This is a genomic window from Streptomyces lasalocidi, from assembly GCF_005280215.1.
Lineage (GTDB): Bacteria > Actinomycetota > Actinomycetes > Streptomycetales > Streptomycetaceae > Streptomyces > Streptomyces longwoodensis.
Genome location: NZ_SZNQ01000001.1, coordinates 1,017,783 through 1,037,812, shown reverse-complemented (window position 1 = coordinate 1,037,812; position 20,030 = coordinate 1,017,783). Strand labels below are relative to the sequence as shown.

Sequence of the window (20,030 nt, the reverse complement as noted above, 5' to 3'; positions counted from 1 at the left end):
CGGTGCCCGTTGCGAGAGCGGTGCTCTCGTCTGCTCCCTCAGTGTCGAACGGGCCGGTGTGCCGGCGCAAGAGCAGTGCTCTCTCTTGTGTGCACCGCTCTCGTTCCATGGAACACTGTCCACCATGACCAGCACCGCCCGAGGGGCCCGCGCCCGCGCCCGGATCGAAGTCACCGCCGCCATCAAGGAGGAGGCGCGCAGACAGCTCGCGGCCGAGGGTGCCGCCCGGCTGTCGCTCCGTGCCGTCGCCCGCGAACTGGGCATGGTCTCCTCGGCGCTGTACCGCTACTTCCCCAGTCGCGACGACCTGCTCACCGCGCTGATCATCGACGCCTACGACTCCCTCGGCGAGGCCGCCGAGGCCGCGCACGCCGCCGCGGCGCAGGAGGGCCCGCGGCAGCGCTGGGTCGCGGTCTGCGCCGCGGTGCGCCGCTGGGCGCTGGCCCACCCGCACGAGTACGCGCTGATCTACGGCTCACCCGTCCCCGGCTACCACGCCCCCGAGACCACCGTCCCGGCCGCCGCCCGCGTGGGCCTGCTGCTCATCGGCATCGTCCGCGACGCCCACCGCGGCCCGGGACTCGCCGACCTGCCGCTCCCGGCCGACCTGCGGCCCGAGGCCGAGCGTCTGGTCGCCGACCTCGCGCCCGACCTGCCGCCTGCGGCCGGGGCGGCCCTGGTCGCGGCCTGGGCTCAGCTGTACGGGCTCGTGGGCTTCGAGTTGTTCGGCCAGTTCCACCGGGTCGTTGAGGACCGCGAGCCGTTCTTCCGCCACGCGGCGACCCGGCTGGCCGACCAGGTGGGCCTGCCGTAGCCCGCGGTACGGCGCGGTTCCCGGGGCCCGGGGCACTCCCCTTCGTGTCCCTGCACCGGGGTGCGCGCCGTCGCCGCGCGGGCTCTCCCGGAGGCGGGCGCCGCGACCGCGCCGCCCCTCCCGGCTTTGTCCTGCCCGCCTGGCGTCAGCGCCGCGGCGGCCCGGGACGCCCTCGTCGCGCCCGCACTCTTGGTGACCGCGCCGGCCCTCCTGATATGCCCGCGTCCTGCCGCGCTCTCCACGCCTCAGTCGCGCCTGTCCCCTCGGGGCGCGCGTCGTGGCCGCGCCGGGCTCTCCCGGCGTCCGCCTGCAGTCAGCGCCGCGGCGGCCCACCCGTACTTCCCCGGGAGTACGCCTGGTCACCCCGTCCGGCGGACGTGCCGGGCGGTCCGGGACGTCTAGCGTGGCCGCATGGACGGACAGTGGGCGGGTGCGGGCGGGCCCGGGCGGTGGTGGCGGTACGGGCCGCCCTGGGCCCGGCGCGGCGAGGACGGCGAACCCCGCGTCCCCCGGCTGCCCTGGCCGTCCACCCTGCTGATCACCGCCTTCGTCCTGCTCGCTTCGAACTTCGCGGCCCACGCCCAGGAGGGCGAGCGGGCCGCGCTGGACCCATTCGCGCGGGCGCTGCTGCTCGTCGCCTCGGGCCTGCTGCTGTGGCGCGGGCGCCGGCCGGTGGCCGTCGTGTTCGGCACGGCGGCGGCCGTCGCCGTCTACCTCGGCGCCGGCTACCCCTACGGGCCGGTGTTCGTGCCGGTCGCCGTCGCCTGCTTCGCCGCGGTCGTCGCCGGGCACCGCCGGGCCGCCTGGTGGGCGGTGGGCGCGCTGTGGGCGGTGCACGTGCTCGTGGCGCAGTGGCTGTACCGGTGGCTGCCGCCCGCCGGGGACGACCGGGCCTCCCTCACCCAGGAGTTCGTGCTCGCCACCTGGATCGTGGTGATCGTCGCGGTGTCCGAGCTGGCACGGACCCGGCGCGAGCAGTGGGCGCGGGAACGGGCCGAACGCGCCCAGGCCTCCCGGCGCCGCGCCGACGAGGAGCGGCTGAGGATCGCCCGCGAACTGCACGACGTCCTCGCCCACAGCCTGTCGGTCATCAACGTCCAGGCCGGTGTCGGCCTCGCCCTCCTCGACTCCGACCCCGAGCAGGCCCGCACCGCGCTCACCACCATCAAGTCCGCGAGCAAGGAGGCACTGGGCGACGTACGGCAGGTGCTCGACACCCTGCGCACGCCCGGGGACGCCCCGCGCACCCCGGCACCCGGCCTGGACCGGATGCCCGAACTCGTGGAGCAGGCCGCGCGCGCGGGGCTCACGGTCCGGGTGGAGGGCGCGCCGCCGCGGCTGGCCCCCGGCGCGGACCTCGCCGCGTTCCGCATCGTCCAGGAGGCCCTCACCAACGTCGTACGGCACTCCGGGTCCCGGTACGCGCGCGTGTGCCTGGAGGACGCCGGGCAGTCGCTGCGGCTGCGGATCGACGACGACGGGCCGGCGACCGGCGCCGAGGCCGGCGGCAGCGGCAACGGGCTCGCCGGGATGCGGGAGCGGGCCGCCGCCCTGGGTGGCACGATCGAGGCGGGTCCGCGCCCGGACGGCGGCTTCCGGGTGCTGGCCGTACTGCCGCTGACCGGGAAGGTGGGGGAGGACCAGTGATCCGGGTACTGCTCGCCGACGACCAGTCCCTGGTGCGGGCCGGGTTCAGGGCGCTGCTCGACGCGCAGGCCGACATCGAGGTGGCCGGCGAGGCCGCCGACGGCGAGCAGGCCGTGCGCGCGGTGCGGGAACTGCGCCCCGACGTCGTGCTGATGGACATCCGCATGCCCGTGCTGGACGGGCTGGCCGCCACCCGCCGCATCACCGCCGACGCGGCCCTCGCCGGGGTGAAGGTGGTCATGCTCACCACGTTCGAGCTGGACGAGTACGTCTTCGAGGCGATCCGCTCGGGTGCCTCCGGCTTCCTGGTGAAGGACACCGAGCCGGACGAACTCCTGCGCGCCGTACGGGCGGTGGTCGCCGGGGACGCGCTGCTGTCACCGGGGGTGACGCGCCGGCTCATCGCCGAGTTCGCCGCCCGCTCCAAGGAGCCCGCCGCGGCCGACGTGCTGGCCGCCCTCACCGAGCGGGAGCGGGAGGTGATGGCGCTGGTCGGCATCGGCCTGTCCAACGAGGAGATCGCCCGCCGGCTGGTCGTCAGCCCCCTCACCGCCAAGACCCACGTCAGCCGCACCATGGTCAAGCTCGGCGCCCGCGACCGGGCCCAACTGGTCGTCCTGGCCTACGAGTCGGGGTTGGTGCGCCCCGGCTGGCTGGGCTGAGCGCCCCGCCGGAAACGGACCAGCACCGTGACGACCCGGGTGAGGAACAGCACCGGGGCGATCACCACGGCGGCCCCCTTCAGCGAGCGCTCCGCGAGGGCCGGCAGGTCGAACAGCAGCGCCGGACCGGCGACCGCCCCGACCACGACCGCCGTCGCGAAGGCCGCGCTGACCAGCGCGTACCCGATCTCTACGGTGATCGCGTCCCGATCGGCCTGGGTGCGCCGCCCCTGATGCCCCGTCACAGTGGTTCCCCCTCGGACGTCATACGGGGAGTCTCACAGGCCGGTGCCCCGGCGGGCAAGGAAGCCCGCCGGGGCACCGGGGGGAGGCGCCCCCCTAGTCGCGGACCGGCACGCGGTCCGCTTCCGCCTCCCGGAGGGTGGACTGGGCGACCACCACCGACGGCCGGGGGCGACGGGTGCGCAGGCCGGTCAGGGTGATCAGGAAGCCGGCGGCGGCGATGCACGCCACCACGGTCAGGCCCGGACGGTAGCTGTCCAGGACGGCCTGCGGGGTCGGGTCGGCCGGGGCGCCCGCCGTGATCACCGCGGTCACCACGGCGAGGAAGATCGCGCCGCCCACCTGCACGGAGGTGTTGAGCAGCCCGGAGACCATGCCCTGCTCGTGGTCGTCGACACCGTTGGTGGCCTGGATGTTGAGCGAGGGGAAGACCAGCGCGCAGGCCGCGCCGATGAGCAGCATCGACGGCAGGATCACGGCCGCGTACACCGGGTCCAGGTCGACGCGCAGGAACAGCACGTACCCGACGACCATCAGCGCGAAGCCGACCGCGATGAGCCGCGGGGTGCCGAACCGGTCGACGATCGCGCCGACCTTGGTCGACGACACCGCGACCAGCGCGCCCGCCGGCAGGAAGGCGAGGGCGGTGTGCAGCGCGGACCAGCCCAGCAGTGACTGCATGTAGAGCGTGGCCAGGAACTGGAAGCCCACGTACGAGCCGAAGAAGGCCATCGCACCGAGCTGGGCGCGGACCTGGCTGCCCGAGCGCAGCACGCCCAGGCGGATCAGCGGCCCGGGCGAGCGCCGCTCGACCAGGACGAACACGGTCAGCAGGACCGCCACCGCGAGGAAGGACAGCAGGGTGCGGGCCGAGGTCCAGCCGGCCTGGGGCGCCTGGACGACCGTGTACACCAGCAGCAGCATGGACGCGGTGCCGAGGATGGCGCCGGGGACGTCGTAGCCGTTGTGGTCCCGTTCGCGGGCGCTGCGCGGCAGCAGCTTCAGGCCGGCCGCGAGGGCGAGCAGGGCGATGGGCGCGGGCAGCAGCATCGTCAGCCGCCAACTCGCCTCGGTGAGCAGGCCGGACAGGACCAGCCCCATGGAGAAGCCGGTGGCGGCGCAGGTGGTGTAGATCGACAGGGCGCGGTTGCGCAGCGTGCCCTCGGGGAACGTCGTCGTGATGATCGACAGCCCGGCCGGCGCGGTGAACGCCGCGCTCAGGCCCTTGACGAAGCGGCTGGCGATGAGCAGCGGGCCGGAGTCGACGAGGCCGCCGAGCAGCGAGGCGAGGGCGAAGACACCGAGCGCGACGAGGAAGACCTGGCGCCGGCCCAGCAGGTCGGCGGTGCGGCCGCCGAGGAGCAACAGGCCGCCGTAGCCCAGGATGTAGCCGCTGACGACCCATTGCAGCGTCGAGGTGGACAGGTCGAGGTCGGTCGCGATGGACGGCAGGGCGACGCCGACCATCGACACGTCCAGCGCGTCGAGGAACATCGCGGCGCACAGCACCAGGAGGGTGCCCCACAGCCGGGGAGTCCAGCGCACCGCCGACGCGGAGGGCGCCGGGGACGCGGGGGAGGGGAGCGGAGTGGTCATGGCGACGACCATTCCATGCGCATGCATCGAATGCAAGTGCATTTAATTCGCGTGCAACGAAAGGCGTTCTCTGCTACGGTGCCGCGCATGACGGCGACGCGGGGTGAGCAGCAGGAACTCGCGCGGCGGTGGCGGGACCTCCTGGCCCTGCACGCCCGCACCCAGTGCGAACTGGACCGCGCGTTGCACCACCACGGCCTGTGCGCCAGCGACTTCGAGGTGCTGGACGTCCTCGCGGAGGGCACCGGCCGCACCGGCTACCGGGTGCAGGAGATCGCCGAGCGCGTCCACCTCAGCCAGAGCGCCCTGTCCCGGCTGATCGCCCGCCTGGAGAAGGACGGCCTGGTCGAGCGCTGTCTGTGCTCGGAGGACCGGCGCGGCGTCCGCGTCGTCCTCACGGCGAAGGGGCGCGCGCTGCACGGCCGGGTGCTGCCGGTGCAGCGCGCGGTGCTGGGACGCATGCTCGCGGGCTGAACCACCCCGCACGGGGCGGTGGATGAGCTTCCGTCAGTTCCAGGTGACCGCCGACTTCTCGCGCCACAGCTCGGCCAGCGAGGCGTCCCCGGTGACCGCGGGGAACGGCTGCCGGTTCCATAGGGACAGGTACAACTGCTCGGCCCCCCCGCTGAGTTCGCAGTCCGCCGCTCCCGACTCGCCGCGCTCCGCCACGGGCGGCTCGGGCGACAGCCGTACGGTCCACACCGCGTCGTCCGCGTCGGTCGCCCGCACGCGCAGCACCCGGGGCCGCTCGGTGCGCACCCGGCTCTTGGCGCGGGCGTGGAAGGAACGCAGGAGTTCGTCGATGCCGTCCACCGCGACGGCGGGCTCGACCGGGCCGATCGTGCCACGCGCCGACTCGGCGTCGACCCGGTGCACGGTCGTCTCGTGGGCCTGCCGCCGCGCCCAGAACTGCAGCGGGGAGGGGGCGGGCATGAACTGCCAGCACGCGAGGTCGGGCGGGGCGGCCAACAGGGCGTCGACCAGGGCCCGGTGGCCCTCCTCGAACCACGCCAGCAGCGCGTCGCCGTCGAGGTCGGGCAGACCGCCGTCGGGGTGGTAGGCGGTGTGCCCCTCGACGACGAACGTGGTCGCCCAGCGGTGCACCATGCCGGTGTGCCGCACCAGGTCCCGCACCTGCCACTGCGGGCACGTCGGCACCTTCGCGTCGACCCCGGCCGCGGCGGCGGCCTCGCCGAGCGACCGGCCCTCCCGGTCCAGGACGTCGATGAACTGCGCAGTCTCCATGGGGTGAGTGTGCACGATCAAGCGTCATGCGGGGGAGGGGGTCCGGTCGGCCCGGCACGCCCTTAGGGGCGGGGAAGGGCTGGCCAGCCGGACCGGCGTCCTACCGGGAGGGAGGCTCGGCCGGTCAGCCCGGCGCGACGTCCCGCACCGCGAACCCGATCAGCGCCGCGATCCCCGCGAGGACCGCCACGCTCGTCAGGGCCGCCGACAGGGACAGCCACTCCGCCAGGAACCCGATGGCGGGCGGGCCCAGCAGCATGCCGCCGTAGCCGAGCGTGGAGGCGGTGGCGACACCGTCGGGTCCGGCGAGGGCGCCGGCCCGCTCGACGGCGACGGGGAAGAGGTTGGCCAGCCCGAGACCGGTGACGGCGTACCCGGCCAGGGCGGCCCACGGGCTCGGGGTCAGGGAACCGGCGAGCATGCCGACGGCCGCGGTGCTGCCGCCCACGACGACGGTACGGGTGCGGCCCAGCCGCTCCAGCAGGGTCGTCCCGGTCAGCCGCCCGAGCGTCATGGCCAGCGCGAAGCACGCGTAGCCGGCAGCCGCGACCCCGGCCGACGTCCCGAGGTCCTGCTTCAGGTGCAGGGCGCCCCAGTCCGCCATGGCGCCCTCGCCGTAGGCGGTGCACAGGGCGATCAGCCCGAAGACGACGACGAGCCGCCGGTGGCCGCCGGCCGCACGGGACGGCGTGCCCGGCCCGGGGGCGGGTTCGGGGTCCGGTCGGCGGGGTGGTTCGTGGCGCAGCAGCGTGGGCGCGGCGAGCGCGGTCACCAGCAGCCCGACCAGCGTGAGGCAGAACAGGTGCTCGGTCGGGGTGAGCAGCCCGGCGACCAGCCCGCCGAGCCCGGCGCCCACCATGCCGCCCAGGCTGAAGGCCGCGTGGAAGCTCGGCATGATCGGCCGTCGCAGCGCGGCCACGAGGTCGACGGCGGCGCTGTTGAACGCCACGTTGATGCTGCCGTACGCCGCCCCGAAGGCCAGCAGGACCAGGCCCAGCGCGAGCGCCGAGTGGGTCAGCGGGGGCAGGGCGACGCTCAGGGAGAGCAGGACCGCGCAGACGACGGTCACCCGGTGGCTGCCGTAGCGGCGGCACAGGCGCCCGGTGAGCGTCATGGTCACGACGGCACCGGCGGAGACGCCGAGCAGGGCGAGGCCGAGGGCGCCGGCTGAGGCGTGCGTCTGTTCCTTGATGTCGGGGATGCGGACCACCCAGCCGGCGAACACGAAGCCGTCGAGGGCGAAGAAGACGGTGAGGACGAGGCGGAGTCGGGACAGGAGGCTGCCGTTTCCCGGCACGGCGCTGTGCGATCGGGTTTTGTTTATTTGCGGCACAAAGTCAGGCTAGGTGAGGGTTGCGACCGGGGCAAGGTGCCCGGTCCCTCCCCTCTTCGCCGGTGGGCCGCGACCTGTCGTGCGGAGGCCGCCGGGCGCTCGGAGGCCGGGGGCGGGGCGCGGTCCGGGATGACGGAGGGGCGGACGGGGCGTGAGGGGTGTGCCGACGGGGGAGGGGAGCAGGGTGGGCGTCCGGCGTGAGCGGCCGGCACGACGGGCCCTTCCATGATCCGACGGCGCGACCGATGGTGGGGCGATGTGCTGGAGTGCGACGGCCGATCTCGTGGCGGGCACCGCCGTCGCCGCCGTGGGAGTCGCCTGCGTGGCGCGCGCCCGGCGTGCCCGTGACCTGCCGCTCGCCGCGCTGCCCCTGCTGCTCGGCGCCCACCAGCTGGTCGAGGCCCGGGTCTGGCGCACCGGCGGGGGCACGGGTCCCGCCACCCTCGCCTGGGCCGTGATCGCGCTGCCGCTGCTCGCGGCGTGGGTGCCGGTGGCCGTGTGGTGCGCCGTGCCGGGCCCAGCCCGGCGCCGGCTGCTGCTCCCCCTGGCGTCGGGCGCCGTGACCGCCGCACTCCTCACCCACGCCCTGGCCACCCGGACCGTGCGCGCCGAGATCCGCGGCCACACCGTCGGCTACGTACTGGGGCTGCCCCACCCCGAACTCCTCGTCGCCGGTTATCTCGTGGCCACCATCGGCGCGTTCCTGCTGTCCGGCGACCGGGTGCTCGTGACGCTCGGGTCCCTGGTCGCGGTGGGCGCACTGGTGTGCGGGGCGCTGTGGCGGCTGGAGTTCGTGTCGACGTGGTGCGCGGTCGCGGCGCTGTGCTCGGTGGTGGTGTGGGCGTGGGTGGGGCGGCGAACGCCGGCCGTCGTGGGTGCGTAGGGCTTCGCGGGCTGGTTCCTGCCCCGGAGGCAGGGGCGGAGGACCCTGGCGTGTCACCCACATGCCCGATCCAAGGAGCCGTCCCCCAGGGGGCCGTGCTGCGATGGGAGCTGACCTCGATGTCTCCCGGAGGGAGCTGAGAGTGCACGAGATGTGGTGTGGCTCCGACGACGCGGGCGAGCCGGTGTGGCACGTCCTCGCGACCGACAAGACCTCGACCCTGTGCGGTGTCGACAAGAGACAGGAATGGCCACCGGGGAGCGAGCCGACGGACCGGCACTGCTTCCCCTGCATGCGGGCCTTCCAGCGGACCATGCAGACGAGCTGACCGGTGGGTGTCCGGGCCGACCGGCCCGGACAGCGGAAACCGATCGGTTTCGTTCCGGCGTGGACGGCGTTACCCTCGCGGCATGACCGCACCGGTGAAGCCGACCTCCCGGGACCGCCTGCTCGACGCGACGGCCGCCCTCGCCTACCGCGAGGGCGTCGCCGTCGGTGTCGAAGCCCTGTGCAAGGCCGCCGGGGTGTCCAAGCGTTCCCTGTACCAGTTGTTCGCCGGCAAGGACGAGCTGCTGGCGGCCAGCCTGGAGCGGCGCGCGGCGGACTACTCCGCGCGGCTGCTGCCCGACCCCGACGACGGCCGTCCGCCCCGCGCGCGCGTGCTGTCGGTCTTCGAGCGCGCCGTCGCCCAGGCCGCGGTGCCCGAGTACCGGGGCTGCCCCTACCTCGCCGTCCAGATCGAACTCAAGGACGACGACCACCCCGCCAGCCGTGTCGCGCGCCGCGTCAAGGAGGAGCTGGCGGCCTTCTTCCGCGCCGAGGCCGCGCGGGGCGGGGCGGCCGACCCCGACCTGGTGGTCCGTCAGCTGATGCTGCTCTTCGACGGTGCCGCCGCCCGTGCGGGCATCCACGTGGACACCCTGGAGGACCTGGTGGTCCCCATGGCGGCCGGCGTGCTCGACGCCGCGGGGGTGCGCTGAGAGCTGTTCGGGAGGGACGTTCCAAGACGATTTGAAAATCCAACCTTGCATCCGGAAACCGATCGGTTTACCTTGGTGGAAACCGATCGGTTTCCGATGTCTCCCGGCACCGGATGCCCTCACGTCTGGAGCTGACATGACCTCGATCAAGGGTGCCGTCGTCCTCGTCACCGGTGGCAGCCGCGGCCTCGGCCGGGCCTTCGTGGACGAGCTGTTCGCCCGCGGGGCGGCCAAGGTGTACGCCACCGCGCGGGACCCGCGCACCGTCACCCACCCGGACGCCGTACCGCTGACGCTGGAGGTCACCGACCCCGCCTCGGTGGCCGCGGCCGCCGCCCGGGCCCAGGACGTCACCGTCCTGGTCAACAACGCCGGCGTCTCGCTCGGCGGCTCGTTCCTCGACTCCCCGGTGGAGGACGTGCGCCGTGCGTTCGAGACCAACTTCTACGGCCCGCTGCTGGTCACCCGCGCCTTCGTCCCCGTGCTCGAGCGCAACGGCGGCGGCCACGTGCTGAACGTCCACTCGGTGCTCTCCTGGCTGGGCGTCGCCGGCCCCTACAGCGCCTCCAAGGCGGCCCTGTGGTCGCAGAGCAACTCCCTGCGCCTGGAGCTGCGCCCGCGGGGCATCGCGGTCACCGGGCTGCACGTCGGGTACGTCGACACGGAGATGGCGGCGGACGTCGACGCGCCGAAGTCCGACCCGCGCGACGTCGCCGCCCGTGCGCTGGACGGGGTGGAGTCCGGGGCGCACGAGGTGCTGGCCGACGACGTCAGCCGCCAGGTCAAGGCGGGCCTCGCCGGGGACCTCGCACTGCTGTACCCGCAGCTGGCCGCCTAGGGGGTGTCTCCCCTAGCGAGCCGGCCGGCGGGCCGCCCGCAGGACCCGTGTGACCCGGGGCGGGGAGCGGCGGGTGGCAACAACCGGCGCCCCCGGCTGACTTGGTGTTTTACAGTGATTCCCACCAGATCCGGCGACCGTGGGACCTGTGAGGGGAAGACGCCAACCATGCCGACCGAAACGTTTGAGTTCCAGGTAGAGGCACGTCAGCTGCTCCAGCTGATGATCCACTCGGTCTACTCGAACAAGGATGTGTTCCTGCGCGAGCTCGTCTCCAACGCCTCCGACGCGCTGGACAAGCTGCGCCTGGCCGCCCTGCGCGACGACGGCCTCGACGTCGACACCTCCGACCTGCACATCGAGATCGAGACCGACCCCGAGGCCCGTACGCTCACCGTGCGCGACAACGGCATCGGGATGTCGTACGAGGAGGTCGGGCAGCTCATCGGCACGATCGCGCACTCCGGCACCGCCCAGTTCCTCAAGGAGCTCCAGGAGGCCAAGGACGCGGCCGGCGCCGAGGGGCTGATCGGGCAGTTCGGCGTCGGGTTCTACTCGGGGTTCATGGTGGCCGACGAGATGACCCTGCTGACCCGGCGGGCCGGGGAGGACCGGGGCACCCGCTGGTCGTCGCGCGGTGAGGGCACGTACACCCTGGAGACCGTCGACGACGCGCCGCAGGGCACGTCCGTCACCCTCCACCTCAAGCCCGCCGACCCCGAGAACCAGCTGCACGACTACACCTCGCCCTGGAAGGTCCGTGAGATCGTCAAGCGGTACTCCGACTTCATCACCTGGCCCGTCCGGATGACCCCGGAGAAGGGCGAGGGCGAGGAGACCTCCGAGCCCGAGACGCTCAACTCGATGAAGGCGCTGTGGGCGCGCTCCCGGGACGAGGTGTCGGACGAGGAGTACCACGAGCTGTACAAGCACGTGGGCCACGACTGGCGCCCGCCGCTGGAGACCGTACGGCTCCAGGCCGAGGGCACCTTCGAGTACCAGGCCCTGCTGTTCCTGCCTGAGCACGCGCCGCACGACCTGTTCACCCAGGGTTACCGGCGCGGGCTCCAGCTGTACGTCAAGCGCGTCCTGATCATGGACGACTGCGAGGCGCTGCTGCCGCCGTACCTGCGCTTCGTCAAGGGGGTCGTCGACGCGCAGGACCTCTCGCTGAACGTCTCCCGCGAGATCCTCCAGCAGGACCGGCACATCCGGATGATCCAGCGCCGGCTGACCAAGAAGGTCCTGTCCACCGTGAAGGACCTCAAGGCGAAGGACGCCGAGCGCTACGCCACGTTCTGGCGGGAGTTCGGCGCGGTGGTCAAGGAGGGCCTGCTCAGCGACACCGAGAACCGCGACGCGATCCTCGCGGTGGCCACCTTCGCCAGCACGCACGCCGAGGACGAGCCGACCACGCTCCAGCAGTACGTGGAGCGGATGGGCGACGGCCAGGACGACATCTACTACATGACCGGCGAGTCCCGGGAGAGCATCGAGAACTCCCCGCACATGGAGGCGTTCCGGGCCAAGGGCGTCGAGGTGCTGCTGCTGACCGACCCGGTCGACGAGGTGTGGGTCGACGCGGTCGGCGAGTTCGAGGGCAAGCGGCTGCGCTCGGTCGCCAAGGGCGAGGTCGACCTGGACGCCCAGGGCGACGAAGCGGCCGGCGAGGAACGCGAGAAGCAGGGCGAGGAGTTCGCCGGGCTGCTCGGCTGGATGAAGGAGCAGCTGGGTGACGAGGTGAAGGACGTGCGCCTGTCCTCGCGGCTCACCGTCTCCCCGGCGTGCGTGGTCTCCGACGCGCACGACCTCACGCCGGCCCTGGAGAGCATGTACCGCGCGATGGGTCAGGAGGTGCCGCAGACCAAGCGCATCCTCGAACTCAACCCGGACCACCTGCTGGTGAAGGGGCTGAACCAGGCGTACAAGGAGCGCGAGGACCGCTCCGGCCTGGTCGACACGGCCGAACTCCTGCACGGCCTCGCGGTGTTGGCCGAGGGCGGCCGGCCCAAGGAGCCGGGCAAGTTCGTGAGGCTGGTCGCGGAGCGGCTGGAGCGCGCGCTCTAGCCCTCCGGACACGGAGGGGTGCCCGCCGGACCGGGGGCACCCCTCCCGCGCGTGCGAGCCCCGGCTTCCGTGCGTGCAGGGCCCGCCGCCAACTCCTGTGTGCGCACGGAACGTTCACGTCGTGCGCACCGAAACTCTGGTTGCTTGAGTCAATCAAAGGCCCTAGATTCTGGGGACGTCGTGCAGGCCCGAGACCGCCCACGGAGGCCCGGCCATGTCCCCAGCGCAACCCCGGTCCGCGGAGGCGGGGGAGCCCGTCGTGGGTGGCCGCGCCGCCCTCGTCGTCGCGGTGCTGGCCTTCGGCGGCATCGTGGTCTCACTGATGCAGACCCTGGTCATCCCGATCGTCCCCGAACTGCCGCGACTGCTGCACGCCTCGGCCTGGGACGCCGCCCGGGCCGTGCTGCCCTCCGAGAACGGCTTCGGGACGGTCATGGCGATCGGCTCGGGAGCGGCGGTCCTGGCACTGGTGGTCGCCGCGTTCATCCCGGGACGGGGAAGGGCGACGGCGGGAGGGGCGACGGACCGCACGGTGTCACCGGCCGCCCCGGCCCCGACCTCGGCGCACGCGATATCGACGGACGAGGCGGGGAGGGGCGCGGTGCAGACCGACGAGGAGAGGGCCGGCACGGCGGCGGGGGTGCAATCGCCGGAGCACGCGGTAGGGTCCGCGGTCGCCGTGCCGCTCGCCCGCGCGGTCGCGGAGCTGGTCGCCACGGTGCCGGGCCTGACCGAGGGCGGTCCGGCCGGTGGGCACCCGGTGCGCGGTCACGTGCGCGGCGGGGAGAACGCCCCGGTCGCCGGGGCCGCCGTCACCCTGATCTCGCTCGCCGGGCGCCAGCTGGACCGCGCGGTCGCCGACACCCGGGGCGCGTACGCCGTCGAGGCGCCAGGGGAGGGGACGTACGTCCTCATCGCCGCCGCCGACGGCCACCGGCCGCTGGCGACCACGATCGTGGTGGGCGCGGACCCGGTGACGCACGACGTGCTGCTCGGCAGCACCGGCGGGCTGGCCGGCACCGTGCGCTCCGCGGACGGCGGGGCGCCGGTCGCCGGGGCGGTCGTCATCGTGACCGACGTGCGCGGCGACGTCCTGGCCACGACCCGCACCGACGGGCTCGGCGCGTACGCGTTCACCGACCTGGTCCCGGGACCGGTGACCCTGGCGGTCAGCTCGCCCAAGCACCGCCCGCTGGCGCTGTCCGTCGAGGTGGCGGGCACGGGGACCACCCGCGCCGACGTGGAACTGTGGCCCGGTGCGCAGGTGCGGGGCACGGTCCGCGCGGCGGGCGGCCCGCTGGGCGACGCCCGGGTCACCCTGGTCGACGCCGCCGGCAACGTGGTCGCCACGACGACGACCGGCCCGGACGGGGCCTACGCCTTCTCCGACCTCGACACGGGCGCGTACACGGTGATCGCCACCGGCTATCCGCCCCGAGCGACGGGGATCCACGTCGGGGGCGACGTGGACGGCCACGACATCGCACTGGCGCACGCGGGCGGCTGAGGGGCGTCGACCCGCACTTTTCCCCAACGGAGGTTCTCGCGTCGCCGGGCGCTGCCCCGTGACGGCCACGGTTAACCCAGGTGCCGCGTCGGGCACATCTTGGGCGCGGCCGAGAACTTTTCGCCGCAGGGCCGGCGCCCGCCCCACTCGGGCGCCGGCCCGTGGGGAGCGGGGGCGGCCCGTGGGGGCGGATCCCCGGGTCGGCGGCCGACCCGTGGGGCGGGGATGCCCCTGGGGCGGCGCCCGGCCGGTCCGCTCAGGCCACGATCACCCGCAGTCCCGCCTCCTCGAACCGGCGTACCGTCCCCGGGTCGGCCGTCGTGTCCGTGACCAGTGTTCCCACCGCCGCCGTGGCGCAGATGCCGGCGAAGGCCCGGCGGCCGAGCTTGCTGGAGTCGGCGGCGACCACCACGCGTTCGGCCCGTTCGCACAGCATCCGGTTGACCGCCGCCTCCGCCTCGTCGTGGGCGGCGGCGCCGTGCGCGACGTCGAAGGCCCCCACCCCGAGCACCGCCACGTCCAGCGTGATCCGCCCCAACACCCCGTCGGCCAGCGGCCCGACGAGCTCGTAGGACTGCGCCCGGGCCACCCCGCCCGTCACCACGATCTTGAACTGGGGGCGTACCGCCAGCTCGTTGGCGATGTTGAGCGCGTTGGTCACGACCGTCAGGGCCGGGGAGCCGGTGGCGAGGTCCCCGCGCACGGCCAGGGCGCGCGCCACCTCCGTGGTGGTCGTGCCGCCGGTCAGCCCGACCGCCTCACCCGGCGCGATCAGCTCGGCGACCGCGCGGGCGATGCGCTGCTTCTCCGACGCGTGCCGGGCCGTCTTGTAGCGCAGCGGCAGTTCGTACGACACCCCGTGCACGACCGCGCCGCCCCGGGTGCGCACCAGCATCTGCTGCTCGGCGAGCCCGTCGAGGTCGCGCCGGATGGTCGCCGCCGACACCTCCAGCTCGGCGGCCGCCTCCTCGACGTCCAACCGGCCGCGCTCCACGAGCAGTTCCAGCAGCGCCTTCCAGCGGGCGTCGCGTGACATCCGGCCTCCGATCCCCGGTCACTTCCGGTGACCCTAACGCATCCCCGTACCGTCCAGATGCTTGAAGTTGCGCGAAAGATGGCACTACTGTGCACGAACAATCATTGCTGGGGAGGGGTACGGCATGACCCACGTCGAGGACGAACTGCGCGACCAGCCTGAGTGCTGGACCCGGACCGCCGCCCAAGTCGCCGACCATGCCCAGGTGTTGCCCGCGCTGGGGGAGCGGGTCGCGTTGGTCGGCTGCGGCACCTCGTACTTCATGGGCCAGGCCGTGGCCGCCCTGCGCGAGACGAGCGGCGCCGGGGAGACCGACGCGTTCCCCGCCTCGGAGTTCCCGCACGGCCGCCGCTACGACCGGGTCGTCGCCCTCACCCGCTCCGGCACCACCACCGAGGTGCTGGACCTGCTGGCCCGCCTGCGCGGACACACCCGCACGACCGCGATCACCGCGGACCCGGACACCCCGGTCATGACGGCCGCCGACGACCTCGTGGTGCTGGACCACGCCGACGAACGCTCCGTGGTGCAGACGCGGTTCGCGACCACCGCCCTCACCCTGCTGCGCGCCCACCTCGGCCTGCACACCGACGCCGTGGTCGCCGATGCCCGCACCGCGCTGGAGACCCAGCTTCCCGAAGGGCTTGTGGACTGCGGGCAGTTCACCTTCCTCGGGCGCGGCTGGACCGTGGGCCTGGCCCGCGAGGCCGCGCTGAAGATGCGCGAGGCGTCGCTGTCCTGGGCGGAGGCCTACCCGGCGATGGAATACCGGCACGGCCCCGTCAGCGTCAGCACCACCGGTACGGCGACCTGGATGTTCGGCGAGGCACCCGAGGGGCTGGCCCGACAGGTGCGCGACACGGGCGCGCTGTGGGTTCCCGGCCGGCTCGACCCGCTCGCCGAACTCGTCCTGGCCCAGCGGCTCGCCGTCGCGGTCGCCGCCGCCCGCGGCCTGGACCCGGACCGCCCCCGCCACCTCACCCGCTCGGTGATCCTCGCCCCCTGACGCGCCCCGCAGCATGCGGACGCCCAGTGCAGCCCATGATCCCGGCGCCCTCGGACGCCCACTTCGTCCCCCCGGCGCCCCTGCACGCCCCCCCCCGGCGCACTCGGAGGCCCACCTCGAACCCTCGGCACCCCCGGACGCCCGCCCCACCCCGCCGACCCACCGCAGCGAGGAGACGCCGTGCCCCTCACCACCACCGGTGACCTCGTCACCCGCGCCGACCGGGTCCGCTCGGCCGTCGTCGCCTTCAACGTCGTCACCCTGGAACACGTGGAGGCCGTGCTCGACGGCGCCGAGGCCGCCGGTGCCCCCGTCGTCCTCCAGGTCAGCGAGAACGCCGTCCGGTTCCGCCGGGGCCACGTCCTGCCGCTCGCCCGCGCCGCGGCCGCCGCCGCCGAACGCGCCGGCGTGCCGGTCGCCCTGCACCTCGACCACGTCCGCAGCGACCACCTGCTGCGGCAGGCGCCCGGCGCCGGATTCAGCTCCGTGATGTACGACGCCTCGCGCCTGCCCTACGCGGACAACCTCGCCGCCACCCGGGCCGCCGCCGACTGGGCCCATTCCCAAGGGCTGTGGATCGAGGCGGAGTTGGGCGAGATCGGCGGCAAGGACGGTGAACCCCCGCGCGACCCCCACGCCCCCGGCGCCCGCACCGACCCGGCCGAGGCCCGGGCGTTCGTCGCGGACTCCGGCGTCGACGCCCTGGCCGTCGCGGTCGGCAGCGCCCACGCCATGACGACCCGCACCGCCACCCTCGACCACGACCTGATCACCCGCCTGGACACGGCCCTCGACGTGCCCCTCGTCCTGCACGGCTCCTCCGGCGTGCGGGAGGACGAGCTGGCCGCGGCCGTCGCCCGGGGCGTCGCCAAGGTGAACGTGGGCACCGCCCTCAACCAGGCCATGACCGGGGCGGTGCGCCGCCACCTGGCCGCCCACCCCGAGGCGGTCGACTGCCGCGCCTACCTCACGGCCGGACGTGAGGCGATGACCCGGGAAGCGACCAGGATCCTGGCGGGGTTCAGCCGCGCTTGACCGCCCTGAGCACCACGAACTTCGGGTTGCCCGCGACGACTTCGCTGTTCCCGAACAGCCGGCGCAGCTTCACGTGGTAGCCCAGGTGCCGGTTCCCGACCACCCACAGCTCGCCGCCCGGCCGCAGTGCGCGCCGCGCCCCCGTGAACATCCGCCACGCCGTCGCGTCCGACGTCGCCTGGTGGGAGTGGAAGGGCGGGTTGTTCAGCACGAGGTCCACACTGTCGGCGGGGACCCCCGCGAGCCCGTCCCCGACCCGGAACTCGGCGTGCCCGGGCACCCCGTTCGCCTGGTACGTGGCCTCCGCCGACGCCACCGCCTGGAACGACTCGTCGGTGAACAGCACCTCCGCCCCCGGGTCGGCCAGCGCGACCGCCGTGCCGACCACGCCGTTGCCGCAGCCCAGGTCGACCACGCGCCGCCCGCCCCGGGTGTCGGGCAGGTGCCCGAGGAAGAAGCGGGTGCCGATGTCGAGGCGGTCGGCGCAGAACACCCCGGCGTGGTTGACCACCGGCTGCCCGGACAGCGCGCCGAGGCCGTCCGGGAGGGCGTAGGTGTGCGGCCACGGGTTGGCGGGCCGGGGCCGCTCCGGGTCCGGGGCGCTGAAGACCAGCCGGGCCTTCTGCTCGGCGAGCGAGGTGTGGGTCGGGCCGACGATGCCCTCGAACAGGTCCAGCGTGGAGGTGTGGATCTCCTTCACCATGCCGGTGCCGACCACCACCGTGTCCGCGTGCAGCGACGGCGCGAGCCGCAGCAACTGGTCCTCCAGGAGCGCGAGGCTCTTGGGCACCCGCACCAGCAGGACGTCGATCCGCTCCGGCGGGGTGTCCTGGGTGGTGAGCAGCCGCACTTCACCGGGCGCCACGCCGTTGCGGGCGAGGTTGGCGCGGGTCGCCTCCTGGCCGAGGTACGAGTCGGTGATCTGCGTCGGGCGGTGCGCCGCGAGCGCCGTGGCCAGGGCGCCCCAGCGGTCGCCGAGCACCACGACCGTGCCGGCCGTCGGCAGGCCGCGCGCCTCCCGCTCGGCGAGGTGCCGCAGCAGGTAGGCGTCGGAGGCGTCCCAGGCGCGCAGCCGGTCCCGCGGGTCCTCGGGGAAGCGGGCCAGGTCGAGCTCGCCCCAGGGCGTCGTCATACGGTCGTTCACCGGGCCCAGGCTAGCGGAACCGCAGCTCAGGCGGCGTGGGGCAGGATGGGGTGCATGGACGCCGAGCTGTTCCCCCGGGAGCGGGCCGAGATCGCCCCGGGCGCCGTGCACGTACCGGGCTGGCTGGACGAGGCACAGCAGCGCGCGCTGCTGGCGGCCTGCCGTGACTGGGCCCGCCCGCCGGCCGGCCTGCGCACCGTGCGCACCCCCGGCGGCGGCACCATGACGGCCCGCCAGGTCTGCCTGGGCTGGCACTGGTACCCGTACGCCTACGCCCGCACGGTCGTCGACGGCGACGGCTCCCCGGTCAAGCCGTTCCCCGACTGGCTCGGCGAGCTGGGCCGTCGCGCCGTCGCCGACGCGCTCGGACCGGGGGCCGCCGACCCGGCGCCGTACGACATCGCGCTGATCAACTTCTACGACGGCGACGCGCGCATGGGCATGCACCGGGACGCCGACGAGCGGTCCCCGGCGCCCGTGGTCTCGCTGAGCCTCGGCGACACCTGCGTCTTCCGCTTCGGCAACACAGCCACCCGGACCCGGCCGTACACGGACGTCGAGCTGCGCAGCGGCGACCTGTTCGTGTTCGGCGGGCCCGCGCGCCTCGCGTACCACGGCGTGCCCCGGGTGCGGCCGGGCTCGGCCCCGCCGTGGCTCGGGCTGACCGGGCGGCTCAACGTCACGCTGCGCGTGAGCGGGCTCACCGGCGGCGACGGCGGGGAACGGATCATGGGAGACTCGCCTTCATGAGCGGCAAGGCGGACCCCCGGCCGGCGGGGGAAGGAACCACCTCCAGGGCGCGGCTTGACCGGGGGCGCGGTGCGCTCGGACCCGCGCTGGAGCTCGTGCACACCGGTCGCGCGCCCACCCGTGCCGTCCTCACCGCCGAACTGGGCGTCACCCGCGCCACGGCCGGCGCGGTCGCCGCCGAACTGGAGGCGCTCGGCCTGATCCGGGTCGACGCCCGGCCGGGCGCCGCCGCGGGTTCCCAGGGCCGCCCCTCGCACCGGCTCGGCGTCGCCGAGGACGGACCGGTCGTGCTGGCCGCGCAGGTCCACGCGGACGGTTTCCGGGCCGCGCTGGTCGGCCTCGGCGGCCGGATCGTCGCCACCACGCCGAGCTGCGAGACCGTCGACGCCGACCCCGGCAAGATCATCGGCACGGTCGTCGAGGCCGGTGCCGAGCTGCTGCGCACCACCGGCCGCCGGTGCGTGGGCGCGGGGCTCGCCGTGCCGTCGGCGGTCGCCGAACCCGAGGGACTCGCCCTCAACCCGCTGCACCTGGCCTGGCCGGTGGGCGCGCCGGTCCGGGAGATCTTCACCGAGCGGGTGCGCGCGGCGGGCGTCACCGGGCCCGCCTTCGCCGGCAACGACGTCAACCTCGCCGCCCTCGCCGAGCACCGGCACGGCGCCGGACGCGGCGCCCGCGATCTGCTGTGCGTGGCCACCGGCCACCGGGGCGTCGGTGGCGCCCTGGTGCTGGACGGCCGTCTGCACACGGGCAGTTCGGGCCTGGCCCTGGAGGTCGGCCACCTCACCGTCAACCCCGAGGGCCGCCCCTGCCACTGCGGCAGCCGCGGCTGCCTCGACGTCGAGGCCGACCCGCTGGCCCTGCTCACCACCGCCGGTCGCGAGCCCGGCCCCGAGGGCTCCCTGCTGAAGCAGGCCGAGCAGCTGATCCGCGAGGAGTACGCCGACCCGGTCGTGCGCACCGCCGCCGAGATCCTCATCGACCGGCTCGGCCTCGGCCTCGCCGGCCTGGTGAACATCCTCAACCCCGACCGGATCATCCTCGGCGGACTGCACCGCACCCTCCTGGACGCCGACCCGGACCGGCTGCGTGCCGTCGTCGCCGACCGCAGCCTGTGGGGCCGCAGCGGCGGGGTGCCGATCCTCGCCTGCTCCCTGGACCACAACAGCCTCGTCGGGGCGGCCGAGTTGGCGTGGCAGCCGGTCCTGGACGACCCGCTGGGCGCGCTGGCCCCCGCCTGAGCG

19 protein-coding genes and 1 pseudogene are annotated in these 20,030 nt (G+C 74.4%); 14 read left to right on the top strand and 6 right to left on the bottom strand.

Annotated elements, in window-relative coordinates:
- Positions 1-124: 124 nt before the first annotated feature.
- The 3 genes from E4U91_RS04465 to E4U91_RS04455 all read left to right on the top strand — a co-directional run bounded on the left by E4U91_RS04465 (position 125) and on the right by E4U91_RS04455 (position 3,123).
- Positions 125-814: a TetR/AcrR family transcriptional regulator gene (locus E4U91_RS04465; protein ID WP_137305355.1), complete on the top strand. Its 690-nt coding sequence runs from the start codon at positions 125-127 to the stop codon at positions 812-814.
- A 411-nt stretch (positions 815-1,225) separates the two neighbouring features.
- A complete protein-coding gene (locus E4U91_RS04460; RefSeq protein ID WP_137305353.1) occupies positions 1,226-2,461 on the top strand; it encodes a sensor histidine kinase in 1,236 nt (411 codons plus the stop codon).
- Positions 2,458-3,123, top strand: a complete 666-nt coding sequence (locus E4U91_RS04455; RefSeq protein ID WP_137305351.1) for a response regulator — start codon at positions 2,458-2,460, stop codon at positions 3,121-3,123. Before E4U91_RS04460 ends, E4U91_RS04455 begins: the two co-directional genes overlap by 4 nt.
- On the opposite strand, the gene E4U91_RS04450 is transcribed toward E4U91_RS04455, so the two are convergent.
- Both E4U91_RS04450 and E4U91_RS04445 read right to left on the bottom strand, forming a co-directional pair.
- A complete protein-coding gene (locus E4U91_RS04450; RefSeq protein WP_137305349.1) occupies positions 3,084-3,368 on the bottom strand; it encodes a DUF6332 family protein in 285 nt (94 codons plus the stop codon). The two genes, E4U91_RS04455 and E4U91_RS04450, sit on opposite strands and share 40 nt — an antisense overlap.
- 94 nt (positions 3,369-3,462) lie before the next feature.
- Positions 3,463-4,962, bottom strand: coding sequence for an MFS transporter (locus tag E4U91_RS04445; RefSeq protein ID WP_137305347.1), 1,500 nt, complete (start codon positions 4,960-4,962; stop codon positions 3,463-3,465).
- A gap of 87 nt (positions 4,963-5,049) precedes the next feature.
- On the opposite strand from E4U91_RS04445, the gene E4U91_RS04440 reads away from it, so the two are divergent.
- A complete protein-coding gene (locus E4U91_RS04440; RefSeq protein ID WP_137305345.1) occupies positions 5,050-5,436 on the top strand; it encodes a MarR family winged helix-turn-helix transcriptional regulator in 387 nt (128 codons plus the stop codon).
- A 33-nt stretch (positions 5,437-5,469) separates the two neighbouring features.
- Here the strand turns inward: E4U91_RS04440 and E4U91_RS04435 are convergent, their stop codons facing one another.
- Both E4U91_RS04435 and E4U91_RS04430 read right to left on the bottom strand, forming a co-directional pair.
- On the bottom strand, positions 5,470-6,207 hold the full coding sequence (locus E4U91_RS04435) for a maleylpyruvate isomerase family mycothiol-dependent enzyme (RefSeq protein ID WP_137305343.1): 738 nt from the start codon (positions 6,205-6,207) through the stop codon (positions 5,470-5,472).
- A 124-nt stretch (positions 6,208-6,331) separates the two neighbouring features.
- Positions 6,332-7,504, bottom strand: a complete 1,173-nt coding sequence (locus tag E4U91_RS04430) for an MFS transporter (RefSeq protein WP_137305341.1) — start codon at positions 7,502-7,504, stop codon at positions 6,332-6,334.
- Between the two features lie 292 nt (positions 7,505-7,796).
- On the opposite strand from E4U91_RS04430, the gene E4U91_RS04425 reads away from it, so the two are divergent.
- From E4U91_RS04425 to E4U91_RS38870, 6 genes and pseudogenes are all read left to right on the top strand, one after another.
- Positions 7,797-8,423 carry a DUF6629 family protein gene (locus E4U91_RS04425; protein WP_137305339.1) on the top strand — a complete coding sequence of 209 codons (627 nt, stop codon included), beginning with the start codon at positions 7,797-7,799 and terminating at the stop codon, positions 8,421-8,423.
- Between the two features lie 142 nt (positions 8,424-8,565).
- Positions 8,566-8,751 carry a hypothetical protein gene (locus E4U91_RS04420; RefSeq protein ID WP_241678934.1) on the top strand — a complete coding sequence of 62 codons (186 nt, stop codon included), beginning with the start codon at positions 8,566-8,568 and terminating at the stop codon, positions 8,749-8,751.
- 82 nt (positions 8,752-8,833) lie between these two features.
- Complete coding sequence (locus E4U91_RS04415) at positions 8,834-9,403, top strand: TetR/AcrR family transcriptional regulator (RefSeq protein ID WP_137305335.1); 570 nt, start codon at positions 8,834-8,836, stop codon at positions 9,401-9,403.
- 136 nt (positions 9,404-9,539) lie between these two features.
- Positions 9,540-10,241 (top strand): SDR family oxidoreductase, encoded by a 702-nt coding sequence (locus tag E4U91_RS04410; protein WP_137305333.1) that lies wholly within the window; start codon positions 9,540-9,542, stop codon positions 10,239-10,241.
- A 168-nt stretch (positions 10,242-10,409) separates the two neighbouring features.
- Positions 10,410-12,308, top strand: a complete 1,899-nt coding sequence (gene htpG, locus E4U91_RS04405) for a molecular chaperone HtpG (protein WP_137305331.1) — start codon at positions 10,410-10,412, stop codon at positions 12,306-12,308.
- Between the two features lie 667 nt (positions 12,309-12,975).
- A pseudogene (locus E4U91_RS38870) lies at positions 12,976-13,815 on the top strand (MSCRAMM family protein); the annotation flags it as partial.
- A 256-nt stretch (positions 13,816-14,071) separates the two neighbouring features.
- Here E4U91_RS38870 and E4U91_RS04395 read toward each other — a convergent pair.
- Complete coding sequence (locus E4U91_RS04395) at positions 14,072-14,851, bottom strand: DeoR/GlpR family DNA-binding transcription regulator (RefSeq protein WP_137305327.1); 780 nt, start codon at positions 14,849-14,851, stop codon at positions 14,072-14,074.
- Between the two features lie 124 nt (positions 14,852-14,975).
- On the opposite strand from E4U91_RS04395, the gene E4U91_RS04390 reads away from it, so the two are divergent.
- Complete coding sequence (locus E4U91_RS04390; protein WP_137305325.1) at positions 14,976-15,857, top strand: SIS domain-containing protein; 882 nt, start codon at positions 14,976-14,978, stop codon at positions 15,855-15,857.
- A gap of 180 nt (positions 15,858-16,037) precedes the next feature.
- Positions 16,038-16,892: a class II fructose-bisphosphate aldolase gene (locus E4U91_RS04385; protein WP_137305323.1), complete on the top strand. Its 855-nt coding sequence runs from the start codon at positions 16,038-16,040 to the stop codon at positions 16,890-16,892.
- Here the strand turns inward: E4U91_RS04385 and E4U91_RS04380 are convergent.
- Positions 16,879-18,024 carry a methyltransferase gene (locus E4U91_RS04380; RefSeq protein WP_137310662.1) on the bottom strand — a complete coding sequence of 382 codons (1,146 nt, stop codon included), beginning with the start codon at positions 18,022-18,024 and terminating at the stop codon, positions 16,879-16,881. The two genes, E4U91_RS04385 and E4U91_RS04380, sit on opposite strands and share 14 nt — an antisense overlap.
- Positions 18,025-18,090: 66 nt before the next feature.
- Here E4U91_RS04380 and E4U91_RS04375 point away from each other — a divergent pair, with 66 nt between their 5' ends.
- Both E4U91_RS04375 and E4U91_RS04370 read left to right on the top strand, forming a co-directional pair.
- The gene (locus tag E4U91_RS04375; protein WP_137305321.1) at positions 18,091-18,786 is read left to right on the top strand and encodes an alpha-ketoglutarate-dependent dioxygenase AlkB family protein; all 696 of its coding nucleotides are present in this window, start codon (positions 18,091-18,093) and stop codon (positions 18,784-18,786) included.
- Positions 18,783-20,027: an ROK family protein gene (locus E4U91_RS04370; protein ID WP_137305319.1), complete on the top strand. Its 1,245-nt coding sequence runs from the start codon at positions 18,783-18,785 to the stop codon at positions 20,025-20,027. Before E4U91_RS04375 ends, E4U91_RS04370 begins: the two co-directional genes overlap by 4 nt.
- The last annotated feature ends 3 nt before the right edge of the window (positions 20,028-20,030 follow it).